Annotated in this window: 15 protein-coding genes and 1 tRNA gene; 7 read left to right on the forward strand and 9 right to left on the reverse strand. The window is 67.7% G+C overall.

Going from position 1 to position 18,797, the window contains the following annotated elements; genetic code table 11:
- Window positions 1–86 precede the first annotated feature (86 nt).
- Genes D6T64_RS19395 through D6T64_RS19405 form a run of 3 tightly spaced genes read left to right on the forward strand, consistent with a single transcriptional unit; the run spans window position 87 to window position 6,238 of the window.
- On the forward strand, window positions 87–5,072 hold the full coding sequence (locus D6T64_RS19395) for an ExeM/NucH family extracellular endonuclease (protein ID WP_233551434.1): 4,986 nt from the start codon (window positions 87–89) through the stop codon (window positions 5,070–5,072).
- A 53-nt stretch (window positions 5,073–5,125) separates the two neighbouring features.
- On the forward strand, window positions 5,126–5,773 hold the full coding sequence (locus D6T64_RS19400) for a hypothetical protein (protein WP_119976332.1): 648 nt from the start codon (window positions 5,126–5,128) through the stop codon (window positions 5,771–5,773).
- A gap of 48 nt (window positions 5,774–5,821) precedes the next feature.
- The gene (locus D6T64_RS19405; protein ID WP_119976333.1) at window positions 5,822–6,238 is read left to right on the forward strand and encodes a dehydrogenase; all 417 of its coding nucleotides are present in this window, start codon (window positions 5,822–5,824) and stop codon (window positions 6,236–6,238) included.
- 95 nt (window positions 6,239–6,333) lie between these two features.
- Here the strand turns inward: D6T64_RS19405 and radA are convergent, their stop codons facing one another.
- Both radA and D6T64_RS19415 read right to left on the reverse strand, forming a co-directional pair.
- Entirely contained in the window at window positions 6,334–7,683 is a 1,350-nt protein-coding gene (gene radA, locus D6T64_RS19410; RefSeq protein WP_119976334.1) for a DNA repair protein RadA, read from the reverse strand.
- 9 nt (window positions 7,684–7,692) lie between these two features.
- Window positions 7,693–8,499, reverse strand: coding sequence for an SGNH/GDSL hydrolase family protein (locus D6T64_RS19415; RefSeq protein ID WP_119976335.1), 807 nt, complete (start codon window positions 8,497–8,499; stop codon window positions 7,693–7,695).
- A 100-nt stretch (window positions 8,500–8,599) separates the two neighbouring features.
- Between D6T64_RS19415 and D6T64_RS19420 the strand changes: the two genes are divergently transcribed.
- Together D6T64_RS19420 and D6T64_RS19425 are read left to right on the forward strand one after the other, a co-directional pair.
- Window positions 8,600–8,689: transfer RNA gene (locus tag D6T64_RS19420), tRNA-Ser, on the forward strand.
- 350 nt (window positions 8,690–9,039) lie between these two features.
- Window positions 9,040–9,930 carry an SDR family oxidoreductase gene (locus tag D6T64_RS19425; protein WP_119976336.1) on the forward strand — a complete coding sequence of 297 codons (891 nt, stop codon included), beginning with the start codon at window positions 9,040–9,042 and terminating at the stop codon, window positions 9,928–9,930.
- 44 nt (window positions 9,931–9,974) lie between these two features.
- Here the strand turns inward: D6T64_RS19425 and D6T64_RS19430 are convergent, their stop codons facing one another.
- The 4 genes from D6T64_RS19430 to D6T64_RS19445 form a co-directional block, all read right to left on the reverse strand.
- Window positions 9,975–12,050, reverse strand: a complete 2,076-nt coding sequence (locus D6T64_RS19430) for a heavy metal translocating P-type ATPase (protein WP_199719243.1) — start codon at window positions 12,048–12,050, stop codon at window positions 9,975–9,977.
- A gap of 19 nt (window positions 12,051–12,069) precedes the next feature.
- Window positions 12,070–13,542 (reverse strand): multicopper oxidase family protein, encoded by a 1,473-nt coding sequence (locus D6T64_RS19435; protein WP_119976338.1) that lies wholly within the window; start codon window positions 13,540–13,542, stop codon window positions 12,070–12,072.
- Window positions 13,543–13,620: 78 nt separating this feature from the next.
- Window positions 13,621–14,196 (reverse strand): DUF305 domain-containing protein, encoded by a 576-nt coding sequence (locus D6T64_RS19440; protein ID WP_119976339.1) that lies wholly within the window; start codon window positions 14,194–14,196, stop codon window positions 13,621–13,623.
- A 65-nt stretch (window positions 14,197–14,261) separates the two neighbouring features.
- Window positions 14,262–14,720: a hypothetical protein gene (locus tag D6T64_RS19445; protein WP_147364622.1), complete on the reverse strand. Its 459-nt coding sequence runs from the start codon at window positions 14,718–14,720 to the stop codon at window positions 14,262–14,264.
- A gap of 191 nt (window positions 14,721–14,911) precedes the next feature.
- On the opposite strand from D6T64_RS19445, the gene D6T64_RS19450 reads away from it, so the two are divergent.
- A complete protein-coding gene (locus tag D6T64_RS19450) occupies window positions 14,912–15,373 on the forward strand; it encodes a MarR family winged helix-turn-helix transcriptional regulator (RefSeq protein ID WP_199719235.1) in 462 nt (153 codons plus the stop codon).
- Between the two features lie 42 nt (window positions 15,374–15,415).
- Entirely contained in the window at window positions 15,416–15,865 is a 450-nt protein-coding gene (locus tag D6T64_RS19455; RefSeq protein ID WP_119976341.1) for an OsmC family peroxiredoxin, read from the forward strand.
- Between the two features lie 84 nt (window positions 15,866–15,949).
- Here D6T64_RS19455 and D6T64_RS19460 read toward each other — a convergent pair whose 3' ends face one another.
- The 3 genes from D6T64_RS19460 to D6T64_RS19470 form a co-directional block, all read right to left on the reverse strand.
- On the reverse strand, window positions 15,950–17,065 hold the full coding sequence (locus tag D6T64_RS19460) for an SDR family oxidoreductase (protein ID WP_119976342.1): 1,116 nt from the start codon (window positions 17,063–17,065) through the stop codon (window positions 15,950–15,952).
- 169 nt (window positions 17,066–17,234) lie between these two features.
- Window positions 17,235–17,867, reverse strand: coding sequence for a hypothetical protein (locus tag D6T64_RS19465; protein WP_119976343.1), 633 nt, complete (start codon window positions 17,865–17,867; stop codon window positions 17,235–17,237).
- Between the two features lie 32 nt (window positions 17,868–17,899).
- Window positions 17,900–18,724: a hypothetical protein gene (locus tag D6T64_RS19470; protein ID WP_119976344.1), complete on the reverse strand. Its 825-nt coding sequence runs from the start codon at window positions 18,722–18,724 to the stop codon at window positions 17,900–17,902.
- Between the last annotated feature and the right edge of the window lie 73 nt (window positions 18,725–18,797).

Consider the following 18,797-nt stretch of genomic DNA (forward strand, 5'->3'; position numbering starts at 1 on the left):
CACCATTAGAGCCACTCTCACAGGGGGAACCAATGTCACGACCGCCCAGGAGCGTTTCCACGCTCATTTCCGCAAGCCTTCTCGGGGTGAGCCTGGTGGTCGCCCCGCTGGTCGCACTGCCGGCGTCGGCCAACACCGATGGCACCGGGGTGATCATCAACGAGGCCTACCTCAGCGGTGGCAGCGCCGGGTCCGCCTACAAGAACAAGTTCGTCGAGCTCTACAACCCGACGGATGCCGCGATCACCCTCGACGGAACATCCATTCAGTATCGTTCTCCGACGGGAAAAGTGAACCCGACCGGAGTGGTCGAGCTCACCGGGTCAATCCCCGCAAACGGTTACTTCCTCGTCGGCGGCGGATCGAATGTGGCCACGTCCACCAGTCCCGCCTTGCCTGCCCCGGACGTTGACAGCAATGCAGGTTGGGGCGGTACCAACGGAACGATCTTCTTCGCTGACCAGACCGACCCGCTCACCGAGCCGGCCGTCGGCAGCCAGATCGACAACCCCCTGATCATCGACTTGCTCGGCTACGGCTCCTCAAACACCTTCGAAACCGTTGCGGCGTCCTCGCCCAGCGGCACCGGAGACGTGCGATCCTTCAACCGCACCGACTTCGTCGACAGCGATGACAACTCGGCCGACTTCACCCTCTCGGCCACCATCACGCCGACGAACTCGACGTCAGGCAGCACGCCGGAGCCGACCGGCACCCCGACGCCGACCTCCACGAGCACGCCCAGCGCAACGCCGACGTCGACGCCGACCGCCGAGCCGACCGAGACGCCCGCCCCGACCGACGTCACCCCGATCGACGCGATCCAGGGAACGACCGACATCAGCCCGTTCGCCGGCCAGGCGGTCAAGACCGTCGGTGTTGTCACGGCCGCCTACCCGGGTGGCGGCTTCAACGGCTTCTACATCCAGTCCCCGGACACCGGCGGACCGATCGACCTGGAGACCCACACCGCTTCCGACGGAATCTTCGTCTACGGAACGGCAGCCACCGCATCCGTCGCCATCGGCGACTATGTCTCGGTCGTCGGTAAAGTCAGCGAGTACTACAACCTCACCGAGATCTCGGTCGCCTCCGCCTCCGATGTCGAGCAGCTCGACGACAACGGAATCGTCGACCCGATCGCCGCCACGGTGACTCTGCCCGAAACGGAAGCCGCCCGCGAGTCGCTCGAGGGCATGCTCCTCGCGCCGCAGGGTGACTTCACCGTCACGAACAACTACACCACCAACCGGTACGCCGAGATCGGTCTCGCCGCCGGCACGACGCCGCTCGTGAACCCCACGGTCACCAACGTTCCCGGATCCGACGGCTACACGGCCGCGATCGCCGCCAACGCGGCCCGCGCGGTGACGCTCGACGATGGTGCCAGTACCGACTACCTCTACTCTGACGCTGAGAACACCGCGGTGCCGTACCTCTCCACGACCGAACCGGTGCGCATCGGAGCGGCCGTGACCTTCACGAAGCCCGTCATCTTCGACTACCGCTTCGAGGTGTGGAAGTTCCAGCCGACCACCGCGCTCGTCGCGGGCAACGCTGACACGGTTCAGCCGGTCACGTTCGAGAACGACCGCACGGATGCCCCCGAGGACGTGGGCGGCGACATCCGCCTGGCCAGCTTCAACGTTCTCAACTACTTCTCGACCACCGGCGACTCGCTGAACGGCTGCAACTACTACAGCGACCGTGCCGGCGACCCGACCACCGTCAGCGGAGGCTGCGACGCCCGCGGCGCCGCCGACGCCGAGAACTTCGAGCGCCAGCAGGCCAAGATCGTCGCCGCGATCAACGCCCTCGATGCCGATGTCGTCTCGCTCGAAGAGATCGAGAACTCGGCCGCCTTCGGCAAGGACCGCGACGACGCACTGCAGAACCTCGTCACCGCGCTCAACGCCGATGCCGGCAGCGCCGTCTGGGACTTCGCCGGTACCCCCGACGCGCTTCCGACCAGTGAAGACGTGATTCGCACCGCGTTCATCTTCAAGCCCGCCACGGTTGAACTGGTCGGGGATTCGGTCATCCTGGCCGAGTCCGAGGCCTTCAACGGCCGCGCCCGCGAGCCGCTCGCCCAGGCGTTCCAGCAGGTCGGCGACGACAGCAGCAGCTTTCTCGCCATCGCGAACCACTTCAAGTCCAAGGGCTCCGGCTCGGGCGTCGACGACGACCAGGGCGACGGGCAGGGCAAATCGAACGCCACCCGCGTCGAACAGGCCGAGGCGCTCGTCGCCTTCGCCGCTGAACTGAAGACCGACACGGGCATCGACCGGGTCTTCCTGATGGGCGACTTCAACGCCTACGACCTCGAAGACCCGTTGCAGGTGCTGCTCACGGCCGGCTACATCAACCAGGGCGCCACAACCGGCGAATACACCTACGCGTTCGGGGGTACGGTCGGTTCGCTCGACCACGTCTTCGCCTCGCCCGAAGCGGATGCCGCGGTCAACGATGTCGACGTCTGGAACATCAACTCGGTCGAGTCCGTCGCGCTGGAGTACAGCCGGTACAACAACAACCTGACCGACTTCTACACGCCCGACGCGTTCCGCTCCTCGGACCACGACCCGGTCGTGCTCGGTCTGAACCTGTCCAACCGCACCGACATCAACCTGCTCAACATCAACGATTTCCACGGCCGTATCGATGACAACACGGTGCGCTTCGCGGGAACCATCGATTCGCTGCGCGCCGAGTACGGTGACGACGCCACGCTGTTCCTCTCCTCGGGGGACAATATCGGCGCCTCGTTGTTCGCCTCGTCGTCGCAGCTTGACGTTCCGACCATCGATGCCCTCAACGCGCTGGGCCTGAAGACCTCCGCCGTGGGTAACCACGAATTCGATCAGGGCTTCGATGACCTGACCGGGCGCGTCACCGACGCGGCGGACTTCTCCCACCTGGGCGCGAACGTCTACCTCCAGGGAACCACCACCCCCGCCATGGACGAATACGCGATCTTCGACGTCGACGGGGTGCAGGTTGCCGTCATCGGCGCCGTCACCCAGGAGACACCGGCGCTTGTCTCGCCGAACGGCATCGCCTCGCTGAGCTTCGGCGATCCCGTCGAGGCCGTCAACCGCGTGGCCGCGACGCTGACCGACGGCAACCCCGCGAACGGTGAAGCGGATGTCATCGTGGCCGAATACCACGAGGGTGCCGGTGCCGGAACGGTCGAGAATGCGACGCTCGCCCAGGAACTCGCCCTGACGGACAGCGCCTTCGAGCGCATCGTCAACGACACGTCCGCCGACGTGAGCGCCATCTTCACCGGTCACACGCACAAGCAGTACGCGTGGGACGCGCAGGTTCCGGGGGCCGCCGATGGCGTGACCCGCCCCGTGCTGCAGACCGGCAGCTACGGTGAAAACGTCGGACAGGTCGTGCTCAGCTACGATCCCGAGTCGGGCGATACGACGACCGTGGTGAACAAGAACGTCAAGCGTCTCGTCGGAACCCACACTGTGACCGGAACCTCCGCTGAGGTTGCGGCCGCGCAGAAGGCCGCCGATGCGGCCCTCAACGTGTCGCTGATCGCCGCGTACCCGCGGGTCGAGATTGTCGACGGCATCGTCAAGGCCGCGCTCGAACAGGCGGCAATCCTGGGTGATGTTCCCGTGGGTTCGCTCACCGCAGATATCAGCCGGGCGTGCCTCGTGGCCGGCATCGCGACCTGCTCCGAAGACCGTTCGGCCCCGTCGGCGATGGGCACCCTGGTGGCGAACTCGCTGCGCGAGTCGCTCTCCAGCGACCTCCGTGGTGGTGCCGAGATCGGCATCGTCAACCCCGGTGGCATGCGCACCGACCTCACCGTCGGCGACGACGGCGTGATCACCTACGCCGACGCCAACGCGGTGCTGCCGTTCCTGAACAACCTGTGGACGACGACCCTGACGGGTGCGCAGTTCAAGACCGTCCTGGAACAGCAGTGGCAGCGCACGGCTCTCAACGTGGTGCCGAGCCGCCCGTACCTGCAGCTCGGGCTGTCGGACAACGTGAACTACACGTTCGACGCCAGCCGCGCCGAGGGTGACCGCATCACGGGAATCTGGGTCGACGGAGTCGCCGTTGACGCAGAGCAGCCCTACCGCATCGGGTCGTTCAACTTTCTGCTCACGGGAGGCGACAACTTCCACGAGTTCAAGAACGGCACCGCCACGGTCGACTCGGGACTCGTTGACCGGGATGCCTGGATCGACTACATCAAGGCCGAGAGCCCGCTCTCGCCGTCATTCGCCGTCAACCAGGCGTCGGTCACTGGAGCGCCGACCATCGCCGTCGCCCCCGGCGACACGGTCAACTTCACGGTCGCCGATGTGGACCTCTCCTCGCTCGGGGCTCCGGCCAACACCGAGTTCAGCGTGGAGTGGGTGGGCAGCAGCACCAACCCGGGTTCGGCATCCGTCGACGCCTCGGGCGTGTTCCCGGTCAGCGTCACCGTTCCCGCCGACGCGACCGAGAACAGCGTGATTCTGCTGACCTCGGCCGCGACCGGCACCGTCGTGCGCGTCCCGATCACGGTCGACACGACCGTGATCGCGCCGACCCCGACGCCGACGCCGACGGATGGCACGACCCCGGTCGTGCCGAAGCCGAGCGCCACCGTGCTGCCGACGATCGCCCCGGTCTCGGCCGCAGCAAGCGTGCTGGTTCCGTCCCTGGAAGACGTGATCGACACCGCCGAGGGCATCGACACCGCCGGTGAGACCATCACCATCGACGTCGGCGTCGAATATGCCGGCCAGTTCGTGTCGGTCTGGATGCGCTCAGTGCCGGTGAACCTCGGAAGCTGGCTGCAGGTCAGCGCGCAGGGATTCGTGACCGTCACGATCCCGGCGAACACGGCAGCCGGCACGCACCGCATCATCGTGCAGGATGCGACCGGAGCGGTGATCGGCTGGACCGAGATCCAGGTCGCTGCCGCGGCATCGTCGACGGCGAGCCTGCCGTCGATGGGCATCGACGCGACGCCCGGGCTCTTCGCCGGAGCGCTGCTGTTGCTGCTCGGTGCGGTGCTGATGATGCACCGCCGTCGGGGAGGAATCGCACAAATCTAGCCGACACGCACGCCATTACCGGCGCCGGCGCGGAACGTGAATAACCTTGGGGCATGTCGACGATCAAGCATCCGGTCGGCCGCCAGTCCAGCAAGGTGTACCGGCGCCGGCGTCTCGTGGTTGGGATCGGCCTGCTTGCCGTTCTCGTCATCATCTTCTTTCTCGTGGTTCGGCCCGGGGCCAGCAGCGGGGAGTCCAACTCGGGCTCCCCGGCTGCGGGCTCCGCGGCCGCAACCGATACGGCGACGGATGCCGCGGCGACCCCGGTCCCCGAGCCATCCGCCGTCGACGGCGCGCCCTGCGATCCCGGCCAGGTGCAGGTTGAAGCCGTGACGGACGCCGTACGTTACGAGGCCGGGCAGCAGCCGCAGCTCTCGCTCAGCCTGACCAACACGGGCACGAATGCCTGCCTGATCAACGCCGGCACCGCGGCACAGGTGTTCACCATCACCAGCGGCGCGGAAACCTACTGGACCTCCACCGACTGCCAGAGCGAGTCCTCGGATAGCCAGGTCACTCTCAAGCCCGGCATCGTGGTCAGCTCCTCGACGCCGATCGCCTGGGACCGCACCCGCAGCGCGGTCGACACCTGCGACGCCGTCACCCGCGACGGCGCCCCGGCCGGCGGCGCCTCCTACAACCTCAGCGTGACCGTGGACGGCATCACGTCGGCTTCGGCCAAGCAGATTCTGCTCTTCTAACTGCGGGCCAGATTCCGCGCCGGGAGCGCCTCCTGATTGAATAGGAGGGTGACCGACGTGCCCCCCACCCCACCCACCCATTCCGAAGCCCTCGCCGCGGCGCTCGCCGCCCAGGACGTCGTGGCCGTCGCCTACGCGCTGCGCAACGACTACATCATCGTGCCGCAGCTCGTCATCGACGGCCAGGGTGAACAGGTGCGCGTCTTTGGCCGCGAGGGCAGCGACAAGCGCATGCTGCTGCTGTTCTCGTCCGCCGCGAACTACGCGCTGATGCTGCCCGACGACCCCGACCTGCGGGTCATGGTCTGCGACGGGCAGTGGCTGCGCGAGTTTCTGACCGTGCACGCGAGCACGGTCGAAATGGTGTTTTTCGACATCGCCGGCCCGAACGTCATGCAGGCCGCGCCCGCGGACCTGCTGAAAGCCCTCGGCCCGCTCGACGAGATCGCGCCCGACGAGTCGTGACGAAAAGCGGATGATTCGAGTCTCAGCGGCTGAATGCCGGATCAAACGCTGGGTATCTGTCAGCGCATCCGCTTCTCGTGCCGGGTGTGCGGCGACTAGATGCGGCGGCGCCGCGACAACTCCCCGCCGAGCAGCGACAGGTCGGTCGCGACGTCGATCGAGACGATCGATGCGTCATAGGTGGTCGTGAAGCCGAGGCGTTGGGCCTCGCTGGCGCGTTGCCGGGCAGCGGATGCCGGCCGCACCTCGCCCGCGAGGCTGATCTCCCCGAACGCCACGACGTCGTGCCCGATGATGGCGTCTTTGGCCGCGGAGGCGATGGCCAGGGCGATCGCCAGGTCGGCCGCCGGCTCGGTCAGGCGGATGCCGCCGACCGTCGACACATACACGTCGCAGTCGGACACCTTGATGCCGGCGCGCACCTCGAGCACGGCGATGATCATGGCGACCCGGCTCGAGTCGACGCCGTTGGTGACCCGGCGCGGGTTGGGCGCGTTCGTGGCAGCGACGAGCGCCTGCACTTCGACGGGCATCGCGCGCCGGCCCTCCATGGCGATCGTGACGCAGGTGCCCGGTACGGACTTGGCGCCGCGGCTGAGGAACAGCCCACTCGGATCGGGTACCTCGGCGATGCCGTCACCGGTCATCTCGAAGCAGCCCACTTCATCCGTTGAGCCGTAACGGTTTTTGAGCGCGCGCACGAAGCGCAGTGCGGTCTGCCGATCGCCCTCGAACTGGCAGACGACATCGACGAGGTGTTCGAGCACCCGGGGGCCCGCGATCGACCCGTCTTTGGTGACGTGGCCGACGAGCATCACGGGCAGGTTGCGGTCTTTGGCGAGGCGGATGAGGGTCGAGGCCACCTCGCGCACCTGGCTGGGCCCACCCGGGGCCCCCTCGGAGAGTGCGCTCGAGACGGTCTGCACCGAGTCCACAATGAGCAGGTCGGGTTTGATGGCGTCGATCTGGCCGAGGATGGTGCCGAGGTCGGTCTCGGCGGCGATGAACAGCAGCGGCTCCAGGGCGCCGGTGCGTTCCGCCCGCAGGCGAATCTGGCTGACCGATTCTTCGGCGCTGACGTAGAGCACCCGGCTCTTGGCAACAGCGGCTTTGGAGGCGACCTCGAGCAGCAGGGTCGACTTGCCGACACCCGGCTCGCCGCTGAGCAGAATGACCGAGCCGGGCACGATGCCGCCCCCGAGCACGCGGTCGAATTCGGCGACGCCGGTGGGCCAGTGGGCCGCGGCATCCGTCGCCGCATCGGTGATCGGACGGGCGATGCTGCCGTCGCGCAGGTGACTGGCGGCGACGGTGCGAATGATGCCGGTTTTCTCGTCGCTGGCCTGAACGGTGCCCCATTGCTGGCACTCGCCGCAGCGGCCGGCCCATTTCAGGGTGGACCAGCCACACTCGGTGCACCGGAAGGAAGCTGAGGGTTTCGCCATGCTGCGAGCCTAGCCGCGACCTCCGACAGTCGAAGAAGCAGACCGGTCGATCGGGGGAAACCGCTGCGCGAGGTCGGCTGTGAGGGAAGGCAAAAAGGCCTCGGCCCAGACCCGGTAGCCGCGGTCATTCGGGTGGAACATGTCGTTGGCGAACTGGGTGGCGACGCTGCGCAGGCCCTGCCGCTTGGTGATGGCGTGCAGGGGAACCACCGACAGGTCGTGCACGGCGGCGCGCTGCCGCAGCAGCCGGTTGGCGATCGCGACCTTGCGTTCGTTGTGGGGCAGGTGAAAACACGGCAGGTCGGCCACGAGCGAGTGCTCGGGAAGCGCCTTGAAGAGGCGACGGATACCGGCGGCGAACACCGCGGCATCCCACTGGGCGATGTCATTGGCGCCGATCGCGACCGTGACGACGTCGGGGGTGAGCTTCTCGAAGCGCGGCAGCTGGTCGCGCACCGCGAGTTCGACGGTGGCACCCGACACGCTCAGGTTGATCACGCGCACAGTGCGACCGGTCACCAGGCGCATGTGGTCGGCGAGCAGGCCGACGTAGCCGCGGTTCGGCACGCTCGCGCCGATGCCCTGGGCGGCGCTGTCGCCGATGGCAACGTAGAGCAGTTCGCCCTTGACCTTGGAGTGGTCGCGCCACCACTGGGAATTCACCGGCAGGGTGTCGTTGAGAATGGCCGCCTGCTCGGCCAGGTGGCGGCGAAAGCTGCGGTAATTGAGGGCGGCGATGCCGAGGCCCACGGTCGTGGCGAGCGTGGCAGCGGCGGGCAGGGTCAGCGAACGGATGCCTCGGGTCGGGTGAGTCATTCGACGAATGTACCTCGATTCGCCGGGCAGCGGTCGCGGTCGAGGCGGGTTTCCGTGCCCGGATTCGCGTCGAGCCTCGGATTCTACTAGGATCGACGGCGGTACCGTGTCCGAGCGGCCGAAGGTGCGACTCTCGAAAAGTCGTGTGGGGGAGACTCCACCGTGGGTTCAAATCCCACCGGTACCGCCACCAATCAGCCCCCTGCATCCTGGTTTTTTTACTGGGAAGCGGGGGGCTTTGTTGTGCCTGGATGGACGAAGTGCCCACTCTTTGGATCAACGGGGTTCTTGAGATGAGCGCGCCCGGAATGGGTAGCCGCTACACCCGTTACCGTCGCGGCCACCGAAACGGGGTGCCGGCGTCGCGCTACGGCGCCTCACCGGGAGATTTTTCGTCGGATCCCGCTACCTGGTGATCGGCGATGTCGTGAAGCGTCGAGGAAGTTCGTGACGATATCGCGACCCGCGACGTCTCACTGGTAGCCCGTTCGGGCTGGTGTGTGCGCCGGAAATCCCCGTTGATGGACCCCAAGGAGCGAAATGACAGACAACACCCGCAACGCTGACGATCCCACGACCAAGTACTTCTCGGGCGGCTTTCCCCGGCAAGAACAAGAGCAGCCCGGCCTCACCTCACTGACCCAGCCGCGCCCAGACCACGGCGAAGCCTCCTACGTGGGCAGCGGCAAGCTTGTCGGCAAACGTGCCCTGATCACCGGCGGTGACTCCGGAATTGGTCGAGCCGTCGCCATCGCCTACGCGAGGGAAGGCGCCGACGTCGCCATCTCCTACCTCCCCGACGAGCAAGCGGATGCCGAGGACACTGCCACCGTAATCCGGGAGAGCGGCCGAACCGCGCTGCTGCTGCCGGGAGATATCCGCGACGAGGAGCACTGCATCTCACTTGTGAATGAGACGGTCGAAGCGCTCGGCGGTCTGGACATTCTGGTTCTGAACGCGGCGTATCAGGAGAATCGCGACGGACTCGAGAATCTGCCGACAGAGGAGTTCGACCGGGTCTTCAAGACGAACCTGTATGCAACCCTGTGGATCGCGCGCACCGCCATTCCCCATCTCACACCGGGATCGTCGATCATCTCCACGTCGTCCATTCAAGCATCGAGTCCGTCTCCGGCCCTGATCGACTATGCGATGACCAAGGCGGCGCTCGTGGCTTTCACCCAGGCCCTCGCGCAGCAGATGGGCCCGGTGGGGGTGCGCGTCAATGCGGTGGCGCCTGGGCCGATCTGGACGCCACTGATTCCGGCGACGTCGTGGCCCGACAAGCTGCCCACTTTCGGTCAAAATACCCCGCTGGGGCGGGCTGGCCAGCCCGCCGAGCTCGCCGCAGCGTACGTGTTTCTGGCCTCAGCCGAAGCGTCATACGTCTCCGGTGCGGTCGTGCCTGTCACGGGCGGACGCGGCTTCTAGGGGCCGGCGGTTGAGCGATGGCCCTTCTCTGGGCACGGATGGGCTCAGTCGCTGGCCCCGGGCCGCAGATCGAGGCGGCGCAGCAGCTGGGCGTTGACGGCCACGACGATCGTGGACACCGACATCAGGAGCGCCCCGATCTCCATCGGCAGCACGAAACCGATCGGCGCCAGCACGCCGGCGGCGAGCGGCACCGACAACAGGTTGTAGCCGGCGGCCCACCACAGGTTCTGCTTCATCTTGCGGTAGCTTGCCCGTGACAGCTCGATCACGGACAGCACCGATCGCGGGTCATCGCTCGCGAGGATGACGCCGGCCGAGGCGATCGCGACGTCGGTTCCGGCGCCGATGGCGATGCCGACATCCGCTTGGGCGAGCGCCGGAGCGTCATTGACGCCGTCGCCGACCATCGCGACCCGACGCCCTTCGCGTTGCAGCTCGGCGACCTTCTGTGCCTTGTCTTCGGGGTGCACACCGGCGAAGACCCGGTCGATGCCGAGCTCGGCGGCCACGGACTGCGCCACGGCCTCGGCGTCGCCGGTGATCATCACGACCTGGATGCCGCGGGCCGTGAGCGCGGTCACGGCCTGCCGGGACTCCTCCCGCACCTCGTCGGCGAGGCCGATCGCCCCGACGACTGCGCCGTCACGCAGCACGTGCAGGATGATCGCGCCCTGGCTCGTCCACGTCTCGGTGACGGCGAGCGGCGAAGCGTCATGGGCCGTCAGCAGGCTTGGCCCGCCGACGCTGAGTGTCGCCCCCGCGACGGTGGCCCTGACGCCGACCCCGGCCGCGGTGCTGAAGTCGGTTGCCCGCGGCGCGGTCAGGCCGCGACCCACGGCGGCGGCCACGATGGCCCGGGCCAGCGGATGCTCGCTGTCGGCCTCCGCGGACGCGGCCCAGGCGAGCAGGTCGGCTTCGTCAACGCCGTCGACGGCCGACACGTGCGACACGGTCGGCTCGCCCTTCGTCAGGGTTCCGGTCTTGTCGAACAGCACGGCGTCGACGGTGCGCATGCTCTCGAGGGCGAGTCGGTCCTTGATCAGCACCCCGCCCTTGGCCGCACGTTCGGTGGCGATCGACACGACCAGCGGGATCGCCAGGCCCAGGGCGTGCGGGCAGGCGATGACCAGAACCGTGATGGTGCGGATGACGGCGTCCTGCGGCTGTCCCAGCAGGGTCCAGGCGACGGCCGTGATCGCGGCGGCGCCGAGGGCGAACCAGAACAGCCAGCCGGCGGCGGTGTCGGCGATGCGCTGGGCCTTCGACGACGAGCCCTGCGCCTCGGTGACCAGACGCTGGATGCCGGCGAGGGCGGTGTCGTCGCCGACCGCGGTCACCCGCACCCGCAGGGCCGAGTCGGTCGCAACGGTGCCGGCGACGACCTGGTCGCCCGGCGCGCGGGTGACCGGGCGGGATTCGCCGGTGATCATCGACTCGTCGACGTCGGCGGTGCCCTCCACGATGCGGCCGTCGGCGGGAACCCGCCCGCCGGGGCGCACCACGACCACGTCACCGAGGGCGAGCTCGGTGGGGGAGACGGTGACCACCTGGTCGCCCTCGACCCGTTCGGCCGTGTCGGGCAGCAGCGCGGCGAGCGATTCCAGGGCAGTGGATGTCTGCGCCAGCGACCGCATTTCAATCCAGTGCCCGAGCAGCATGATCACGATGAGCAGCGCGAGTTCCCACCAGAAATCGAGCTCGGCGTCGATGAGGCCGAGGCTCGCAGCCCAAGAGGCGAGGAACGCCACCGTGATCGCCAGCGCGATGAGCAGCATCATGCCGGGCTTACGGCTGCGGAGCTCCGACACGGCGCCGGTCAGGAACGGGCGCCCGCCCCAGACGTACATCACGGTGCCGAGCACCGGGGAGATCCACGTCAGCCAGCCCGACATCGGAAGGTCGTAACCGACGAGCATGGAGAACATCGTACTGAAGCCCACCACGGGAACCGCGAGCACCAGCATCACCCAGAACAGGCGGCGGAACTGGCCGACGTGGTCCATGTGGCCGGAGTGCCCGCCGTGGTCCATGGCGCCGTGGTGCATGGCCCCGTGCTCCATCGACGCATGGTCCATGGCGGCGTGCTCGCTTGCTGCGGTGTCGGGATCGTGCTGCATGGCTGTCATGACCCCGAGTTTATACCCATGGGGGGTATGCATCAATCACTCCCATCATTCCGGAATCCTCATGATCCAGAATGTGGCAGTGGTACACACTGCGGCCGCTGAAGTCCTCGAACGCGACGCGTACACGCACCGAACCGTTCGCCGGCACATTGACCACGTCCTGCCACTTCACGGTGCGCACCGGCTGGCCGCCTTCTTCGACGATCTGCATCGGCCAGACATGCAGGTGCAGGGGGTGGTCGAGGGTGCTGGTATTCGTGAGCAGCCATTCTTCGACGCTGTCGAACTGCACGGTCGTGTCGATGCGGGAGGCATCGAAAACGCGGCCGTTGATGGTGGCGCTCATCATTCCGCCCCCCATTCCGCCGCCCATCCCCATCGCGAAGACCAGCTCGCGTCGGGCGGACACCGTCGTCGCGCGCAGGTCACGCGGAACCGGCTGAGTGGGGATCTGCTCCAGGGCCTCACCGGCCTTACCGGCCACGGTTAGCGTGGCCAGATCGACGTCGACTGGGGTCCCTGAGCCGCCACCCATCATGCCACCGGATGCTCCGCGGTCGAAGGCGAGCGAGCGCAGCACCGCAGTTCCCGCCGAAACAGTCACGAGCAGGTCGGCGCGGTTGCCGGGAGCCAGCACGATTTCCTCCATCTCCTGGGCGGATTCGAAACGGCCCGAATCGATCGCGAGCAGTGACATCCGCTGCCCGTCGAGACGCAGGCGCAGGTAACGCGAAACGCACGCGTTGACGATGCGCCAGCGCTCGCGCTCGCCGGGGCGGGCGGCGAGGGTCGGGTTGAGCTGCCCGTTGACGAGCACGAGTTCGCCCTCCCGTCCGGACATGATCTCGTGCGCGGTGGCCGCCGCAATGTCGCCGACCCCGGTGAAGGTGATGTCCGAAATGACGAGCACGCGTTCCCGGCTGGCGGCGATCGGGACCGGGTCCTCGACGATGATGGCGCCGTAGAGGCCACCGAACACCTGATCTGCGACAGACCCGTGCGCGTGCGGGTGGTACCAGTAGACGCCCGGCGGATGATTTGCCGGCAGCACGTACTCGTAGTCGAAGGTGTCACCGGCCGCGACCGAGACGAACATGTTGTCCCCATTGTTCTCGGGCGACACGTGCAGGCCGTGCACGTGCAGGTTGCTCGGGTCGGTCAGGCCATTGCGCAGGCTGACGCTGAGCGTGTCGCCGGCACGCACCCGCAGTGTGGGGCCCGGCACGCCGCCGTTGTAGCTCAGCGCTGACACGTCCCGGCCGGCGAGGGTGACCTGCTGCCGCGCGGGCGTGAGGGTCGCGGCGAGCCGACCGTTGGTGCTGCGCAGCTCGGCGGGCTCGAGAAAATCCTGCCCGCCGCCGGGGTCGCCGCTCCCGGAGCCGACTCCGGGGCGTGTCGCCGCGAAAACCGTTCCCCCGATTGCCATGCCGGCGACCCCGATCCCTCCCAGGATCAGGGCGTTGCGCCGCGTCATCAGCGCCATGGTTGTGCTCCTTCCTGGCCTCGCAGGGGTGTGGTCGGCCACATCAACATCCGATTCCGCTCGAGCGGGGCGGCCGGGTTAAAGCGTCTCGAGCAGGTCGGCCATGACGGCGATTTCTGCGGTCTGGGTGGTGACGATGCCGGTGGCCATCTTGACCGCGTCCGCGTTCTCCCCGTCGTCGATCTCGAGCTGGGCCATGGCGACCGCGCCCTCGTGGTGCAGGGTCATCTGCTGCAGAAAGAGACGGCTCGCATCCGTTCCCGAGGCATCCTGCAGCATGGTCATGTCCTCGGCCGACATCATGCCGTCGGACCCGTGGTCCATGCCGGCCATGCTGTCTTCCTCGGCGTCCCACTCGGTCAGCCAGCCCTGCATCCGGTCGATTTCGGGCTGCTGCGCGGTCTTGATGTCGGCGGCGAGGTCGACGACGTCCTGGTCGATGCCGTCCTTGGCGAGCAGGTCATCGCTCATCTCGACGGCCTGCTCGTGGTGCGGGATCATCATCTGCGCGAAGATCACATCGGCGGTGTTGAAGGTCGAGGTCTCACTGGCGGCTGAGGGGGTGGCGGCGGGGCTGCCGCCGGCGCAGGAGGTCAGGGTGAGGGCGGCCGCCATGGAGAGGGCGGCGAAAAGTGTGGTGCGGGTCGTGAGCATGGTTCATCCATTCGTCGTGAGTGTTTATCGGTGGCTGAGCGCCGTGGGTACGGCAGGGCCACGGTCTAAACGCGACTGATGGAGAGTTGGGTGAGACTCGGTTGGTGGCTCGGCGCATCGACCGTGCGCCGGGTCACGCCGAGCGCGGCGCCGCCGGCGTCGAGCAGGCGGCGATAGGACGCCGGACGCCGGGAGAGAAGCACGACGGCCGCGAGGGTGAGCAGCAGCACACAGGTCAGGGCGAGCAGTGCGCAGTCGAGCATGCCGTCTGTCGAGCCGGAGGCGAGCACCATGACCGCGGGTGCGGCCATGGATACTGCGGTCATGGACACTGCGGCCATGGATACCGCGGTCACGGCGTCGGCTTCGTCGGTGTGGTGCGCCATCGAGGTCGATGTTGCCGTGGCCGCATGCATCTCGTGCCCGGTCATCTGGCAGTGCAGGGCGAACACCCCGAGGAGCAGGGCGGCGAGGGCCAGCAGGGCCACCAGGGGGCGTGCCGCGCGCTGCTGCATTCGTGTCACCCCGTCCTAGTCTCCCTCGAACCCTACTCCGTTACGAAAAGAGGATGCAGCGTGCCTGGGGGTCCATTTCATCCGCTTTTCGTGCACGAAGCGCGATTTCGTGTGGTTTTCGTGCGACCAGATGCTCCGCTTGGCTGGCAATCTACTGATTGCCCACAACTGTATTGTGCACAATGTGTTAGTTTCGGGGTGTGGCCGACAACAGTATTTCCCTCAACACCGAGCAGGTCCCCGTGCTCGACGAGCAGATCTGCTTTGCGCTCTACAGCGCCTCCCGCGCCATCACCGCCCGCTACCGCGACCTGCTCGACCCGCTCGGCCTGACCTACCCCCAGTACCTCGTTCTGCTCGTGCTGTGGGAAACCGAGCCGGTCACCGTGAGCCACCTCGGCGAGCGGCTGCACCTGGACTCGGGCACCCTCTCGCCGCTCTTGCGCCGCATGGAATCGGCCGGCCTGCTCACCCGCAGCCGCCTGCCGCACGACGAGCGCAGCGTGCAGGTGTCGCTGACCAAACGCGGAAGCATCCTGCGCTACGAGGCGCGCGGCATCACCGACCTCGTCTGCGCCGCCACCGGTGTCGGGCTGGCCGACCTCCAGGCCCTGCGCGAACAGGTCGCCCTGCTCGACGGCCACGTGCGCGACGCCCTCTAACTCCCTCCCTCACCCGCACGACGACAGAACAGGAATCACACCATGCCTACACGTACCGCACGCACCGGATGGAACGGCAGCCTCGAGGCCGGCGCCGGCCAGGTTGAACTGACCAGCTCGCAGCTCGCGACCTACGACGTGTCGTTCCCGAAGCGCACCGCCGAGACGGCCAACGGCTCCACGAGCCCCGAAGAACTGCTTGCCGCCGCGCACTCCGCGTGCTACGCCATGCAGCTCTCCGCCGTGCTGACCGCAGCCGGCGGCACCGTCGAGGCCCTCGACGTGCAGGCCGACGTCTCGATCGGCGCCGACCCGGCCGGCGGATTCATGCTCACCGGAATCCTGCTCACCGTGCGCGGCGAAGTGACCGGCCTCGACAGCGCCGCGTTCCTCGCGGCCGCGACCGAAGCCAAGGGTGGATGCCCGCTCAGCAAGGCCCTGACCGGCGTGGAGATCACCCTCGACGCCGAGCTCGTCGCCGAAGCCGCATAAGCCGCGTCAGCAGGCTTGGCCTGAAACAAGCGGATGCCCGCGGCCGAGTGACGAATTCGTCACTCGGCCGCGGGCATCCGTCTGTTAGTGCGCCAGCGGAGGGATGAGCCCCTCGCGTTCGTAGCGCTCGAACAGCGCCGTGAAACTGTCGATGGTGCGGTGGAAGCTGGTGAAGCCGGCCAGCCGGCTCTTGCTCACATCGGTCACGACCTCGATCGTGCGGCCGAGGTCGGCGTCGGTGTGCCACCAGGAGGCGAGGCGGGAGACATCCGCTTCGGTGAGACCGTGCTCGGCGGCGATGCTGGCCCAAACCTCGTCGATGCCCTGCATCTGGTCTTCGAGCGGCTGCGGAACGGCGCTCGGGCCGACGGGCTCGACGCCGAACTGGGCGGCGAGCTGCGACCACAGGCGGCGCCAGCGAAAAATGTCGCCGTTGACCACGTTGAAGGCTTCGTCGCGGCCCGCATCGTGGGTGGCGGCCCAGACCATCTGCTCGGCCAGGATGGTGGCGTCGGTGACGTCGGTCAGGCCGTTCCACTGCATCTCACTGCCGGGAAACACGAACGGGCGGCCCGGTGACCGGCAGATCGAGGCGTAGACGGCGAGCGTGAGGCCCATATTCATGAGGTTGCCGACGGCGTGACCGATCATGGTGTGAGAGCGGTGCACCGACCAAGTGAATCCCTGCGCGGCGGCCGCGGCGAAGAGAGCGTCCTCCTGCGCGTAGTAGAAGTTCGGGGCGTCCAGGCGCGGTTCTTCTTCGCGAAACGGGGTGTCGGGCATGTTGCCCTGGCCGTAGGCCTCGAACGGGCCGAGGTAGTGCTTCAGTCCGGTGACCAGGGCGACGTGTTCGAGTGGCGCGACGGTGAGGGCGGCGAGCAGGTCGCGCACCATGCCGCCGTTCACGGTGATGTTCTCCTGCTCGGTCGCCTGGCGTGACCATGCGGTGAAGAAGACGTGAGTGGGGCGTTCGGGCGCCAGCACGCGCCTGAGGTCGTCGGCGGAGCGCAGGTCGGCCGACAGCCAGCGCACGCCCTCGCGGGCCTGGCCCGGGCGGCGGCTGAGTGCGAGCACGGTCCAGCCGGCGCTGAGCAGTTCATCGGTCACGGCGGAGCCGCTGATGCCGGTCGCGCCGACGACGAGAGCGGTTCGGTGCGGGGCGGTGGTCGGTGTGGTGGGGGTGTTCTGTGCGGAAGTCATTGTCAGGCACAACGCGGCGGGCTCGCGTGCCATTCCCGAGGCCCGGAGCGCAGCATCCGTCGCGGGATCGTGTGGCGAAGGGAGGACTGCACGGTGGAAACGGGCCACATCATCCTCCCCTGGATGACACGTGTGCGAATCGTCCTCCCTTCGCCAGGGCCGGCTCAGGTCAGGAAGCGGGGCGCAACTGCGGCTGCAGCACGACGACGTTCGCGCCGTACTGCTCGTCGAGCAGGGACTGCACGGTGCCGTTGTCGAAGAGAACGTCGACAAAGAGATAGCCGTGCGCGATATAGCTGCCGAGGGCCGGGGTCGATTCGGGCAGCGCCAGCTCCGCCTGGATGCGGGTCAGCTCGGCCTCGTCGGTGCTGCCCGGCTGGCTGCCGTCGCTGCGCGGGTCTTCGATCGGCATGGCGTCGTACAGCGAAAGTGGGATCGGGTCTCTCGTGGTGGTCAGGCTCGTGCCGTCCCAGGTTCCGAACACGGCGTAGGTGCCCCAGGTCACGTTTGACACGGTCTGCGACTGGTCGACGGATGTCCACTCCCACCCGATCACCGTCGGCCCACTGCACTGCGGCGGGTACGACTGGGCAATCGGGCCGAGGCAGAGTTCGGGCTCGGCGTCGCCCACCTGGATGACCGTGCCCTGGCCGATCAGCTCGGTCGTCTCATCCGCTGGGGGAGCGTTGCCGGCCGTGGATCCGTTCGCGCACGCGGTCAGGAGCAGGGCCAGGCCCGCCAGTGCCGCAATGCCAGCAGAAACCTGGGAACGACGCCGATTTTCACCCGAAGTTTCTCTCACGGTGCCACCTCTCGTCGACCCGGCTCGGGATATTAACCGAGTGTAGCGAGACGGGCCAGAACATGCTCGGGTACCGCAGTCGACGGAATCTCGGCGAGGAGGAATTCGCCCGCCGGCGGCTGCTCGACGCTGCTACCCGGCCAGAAGGCGGGCGGAATCACGACGCCGGCGCGCTCCTCCCCGCCGGACGGCACCGACAGGCGCACGCCGTCGCTGCCGCGCAACCCGAGCGTCCAGCCGTAGTGGTCTGTCACGTTGCGCACCGGGGAGTAGGTCTCCAGCGGCACCGCAACCGTGGCATCGTCGCCCGGCAGCGGGCGGTCGTCGAGCAGAACGGATGCCAGCGGCAGCACCGCAAATGCGCGCAGCCAATCCGCGACGTACATCGAGGCGTTCTCGGCGTTGTCCGCGTCGAGACCCGCGGCATGCGTCGCCCCGCTGAAGCCATGCGTGCGCGCCAGCCATTGCATGGGGCTGGGAATCTGCAGCACCACCGGTGCTCGCTGGGTCTTGCTGAAGGTGGTCGCAAAATCCACCGCGTCGGCCAGCAGCTCGGCATCGCCGAGCAGGGTGCGCAGCGCGAAACCGGTGCGGCTCTTTGCGGCCATCGTCTCGCGCAGGGCCGCGTCGGACTGCAGCCGATAGGCGTAGAACCGGTCGAGGCTGAGCAGCGCCAGGTCGCTCGCGAGCAGCCCCTGGGCCTGCCCGAAAAAATTGCAGTAGGCCATCGGCTCGCCCCACGGCACCGGCTTGCCCTGCAGCAGGACGGCCTGGGCGTAGTCGTGGGAATCGACGAGCACGGCCCGGGGACGCCCGGTGGGCGGGGCGGCGATCACGGCGGCGAGCGAGAGGGGCATGGGGTCTCCGATATCGATGGGTATAAGCGAGTTGCCGGGGTGCGAGGCCAGTGAGCGGGCCCCGCACCCCGGC

Origin of the sequence: Cryobacterium melibiosiphilum (assembly GCF_003602235.1) — a bacterium.
In the GTDB taxonomy this organism is placed as follows: Bacteria; Actinomycetota; Actinomycetes; order Actinomycetales; family Microbacteriaceae; genus Cryobacterium; species Cryobacterium melibiosiphilum.

Coding starts and splice junctions, on each gene's coding strand:
- D6T64_RS19460 (WP_119976342.1), bottom strand. CDS start 17,065: ATGACTTCCGCACAGAACACCCCCACCACACCGACCACCGCCCCGCAC.
- D6T64_RS19435 (WP_119976338.1), bottom strand. CDS start 13,542: ATGGCGCTGATGACGCGGCGCAACGCCCTGATCCTGGGAGGGATCGGG.
- D6T64_RS19430 (WP_199719243.1), bottom strand. CDS start 12,050: ATGCAGCACGATCCCGACACCGCAGCAAGCGAGCACGCCGCCATGGAC.
- D6T64_RS19455 (WP_119976341.1), top strand. CDS start 15,416: ATGCCTACACGTACCGCACGCACCGGATGGAACGGCAGCCTCGAGGCC.
- D6T64_RS19470 (WP_119976344.1), bottom strand. CDS start 18,724: ATGCCCCTCTCGCTCGCCGCCGTGATCGCCGCCCCGCCCACCGGGCGT.
- D6T64_RS19425 (WP_119976336.1), top strand. CDS start 9,040: ATGACAGACAACACCCGCAACGCTGACGATCCCACGACCAAGTACTTC.
- radA (WP_119976334.1), bottom strand. CDS start 7,683: ATGGCGAAACCCTCAGCTTCCTTCCGGTGCACCGAGTGTGGCTGGTCC.
- D6T64_RS19440 (WP_119976339.1), bottom strand. CDS start 14,196: ATGCTCACGACCCGCACCACACTTTTCGCCGCCCTCTCCATGGCGGCC.
- D6T64_RS19415 (WP_119976335.1), bottom strand. CDS start 8,499: ATGACTCACCCGACCCGAGGCATCCGTTCGCTGACCCTGCCCGCCGCT.
- D6T64_RS19400 (WP_119976332.1), top strand. CDS start 5,126: ATGTCGACGATCAAGCATCCGGTCGGCCGCCAGTCCAGCAAGGTGTAC.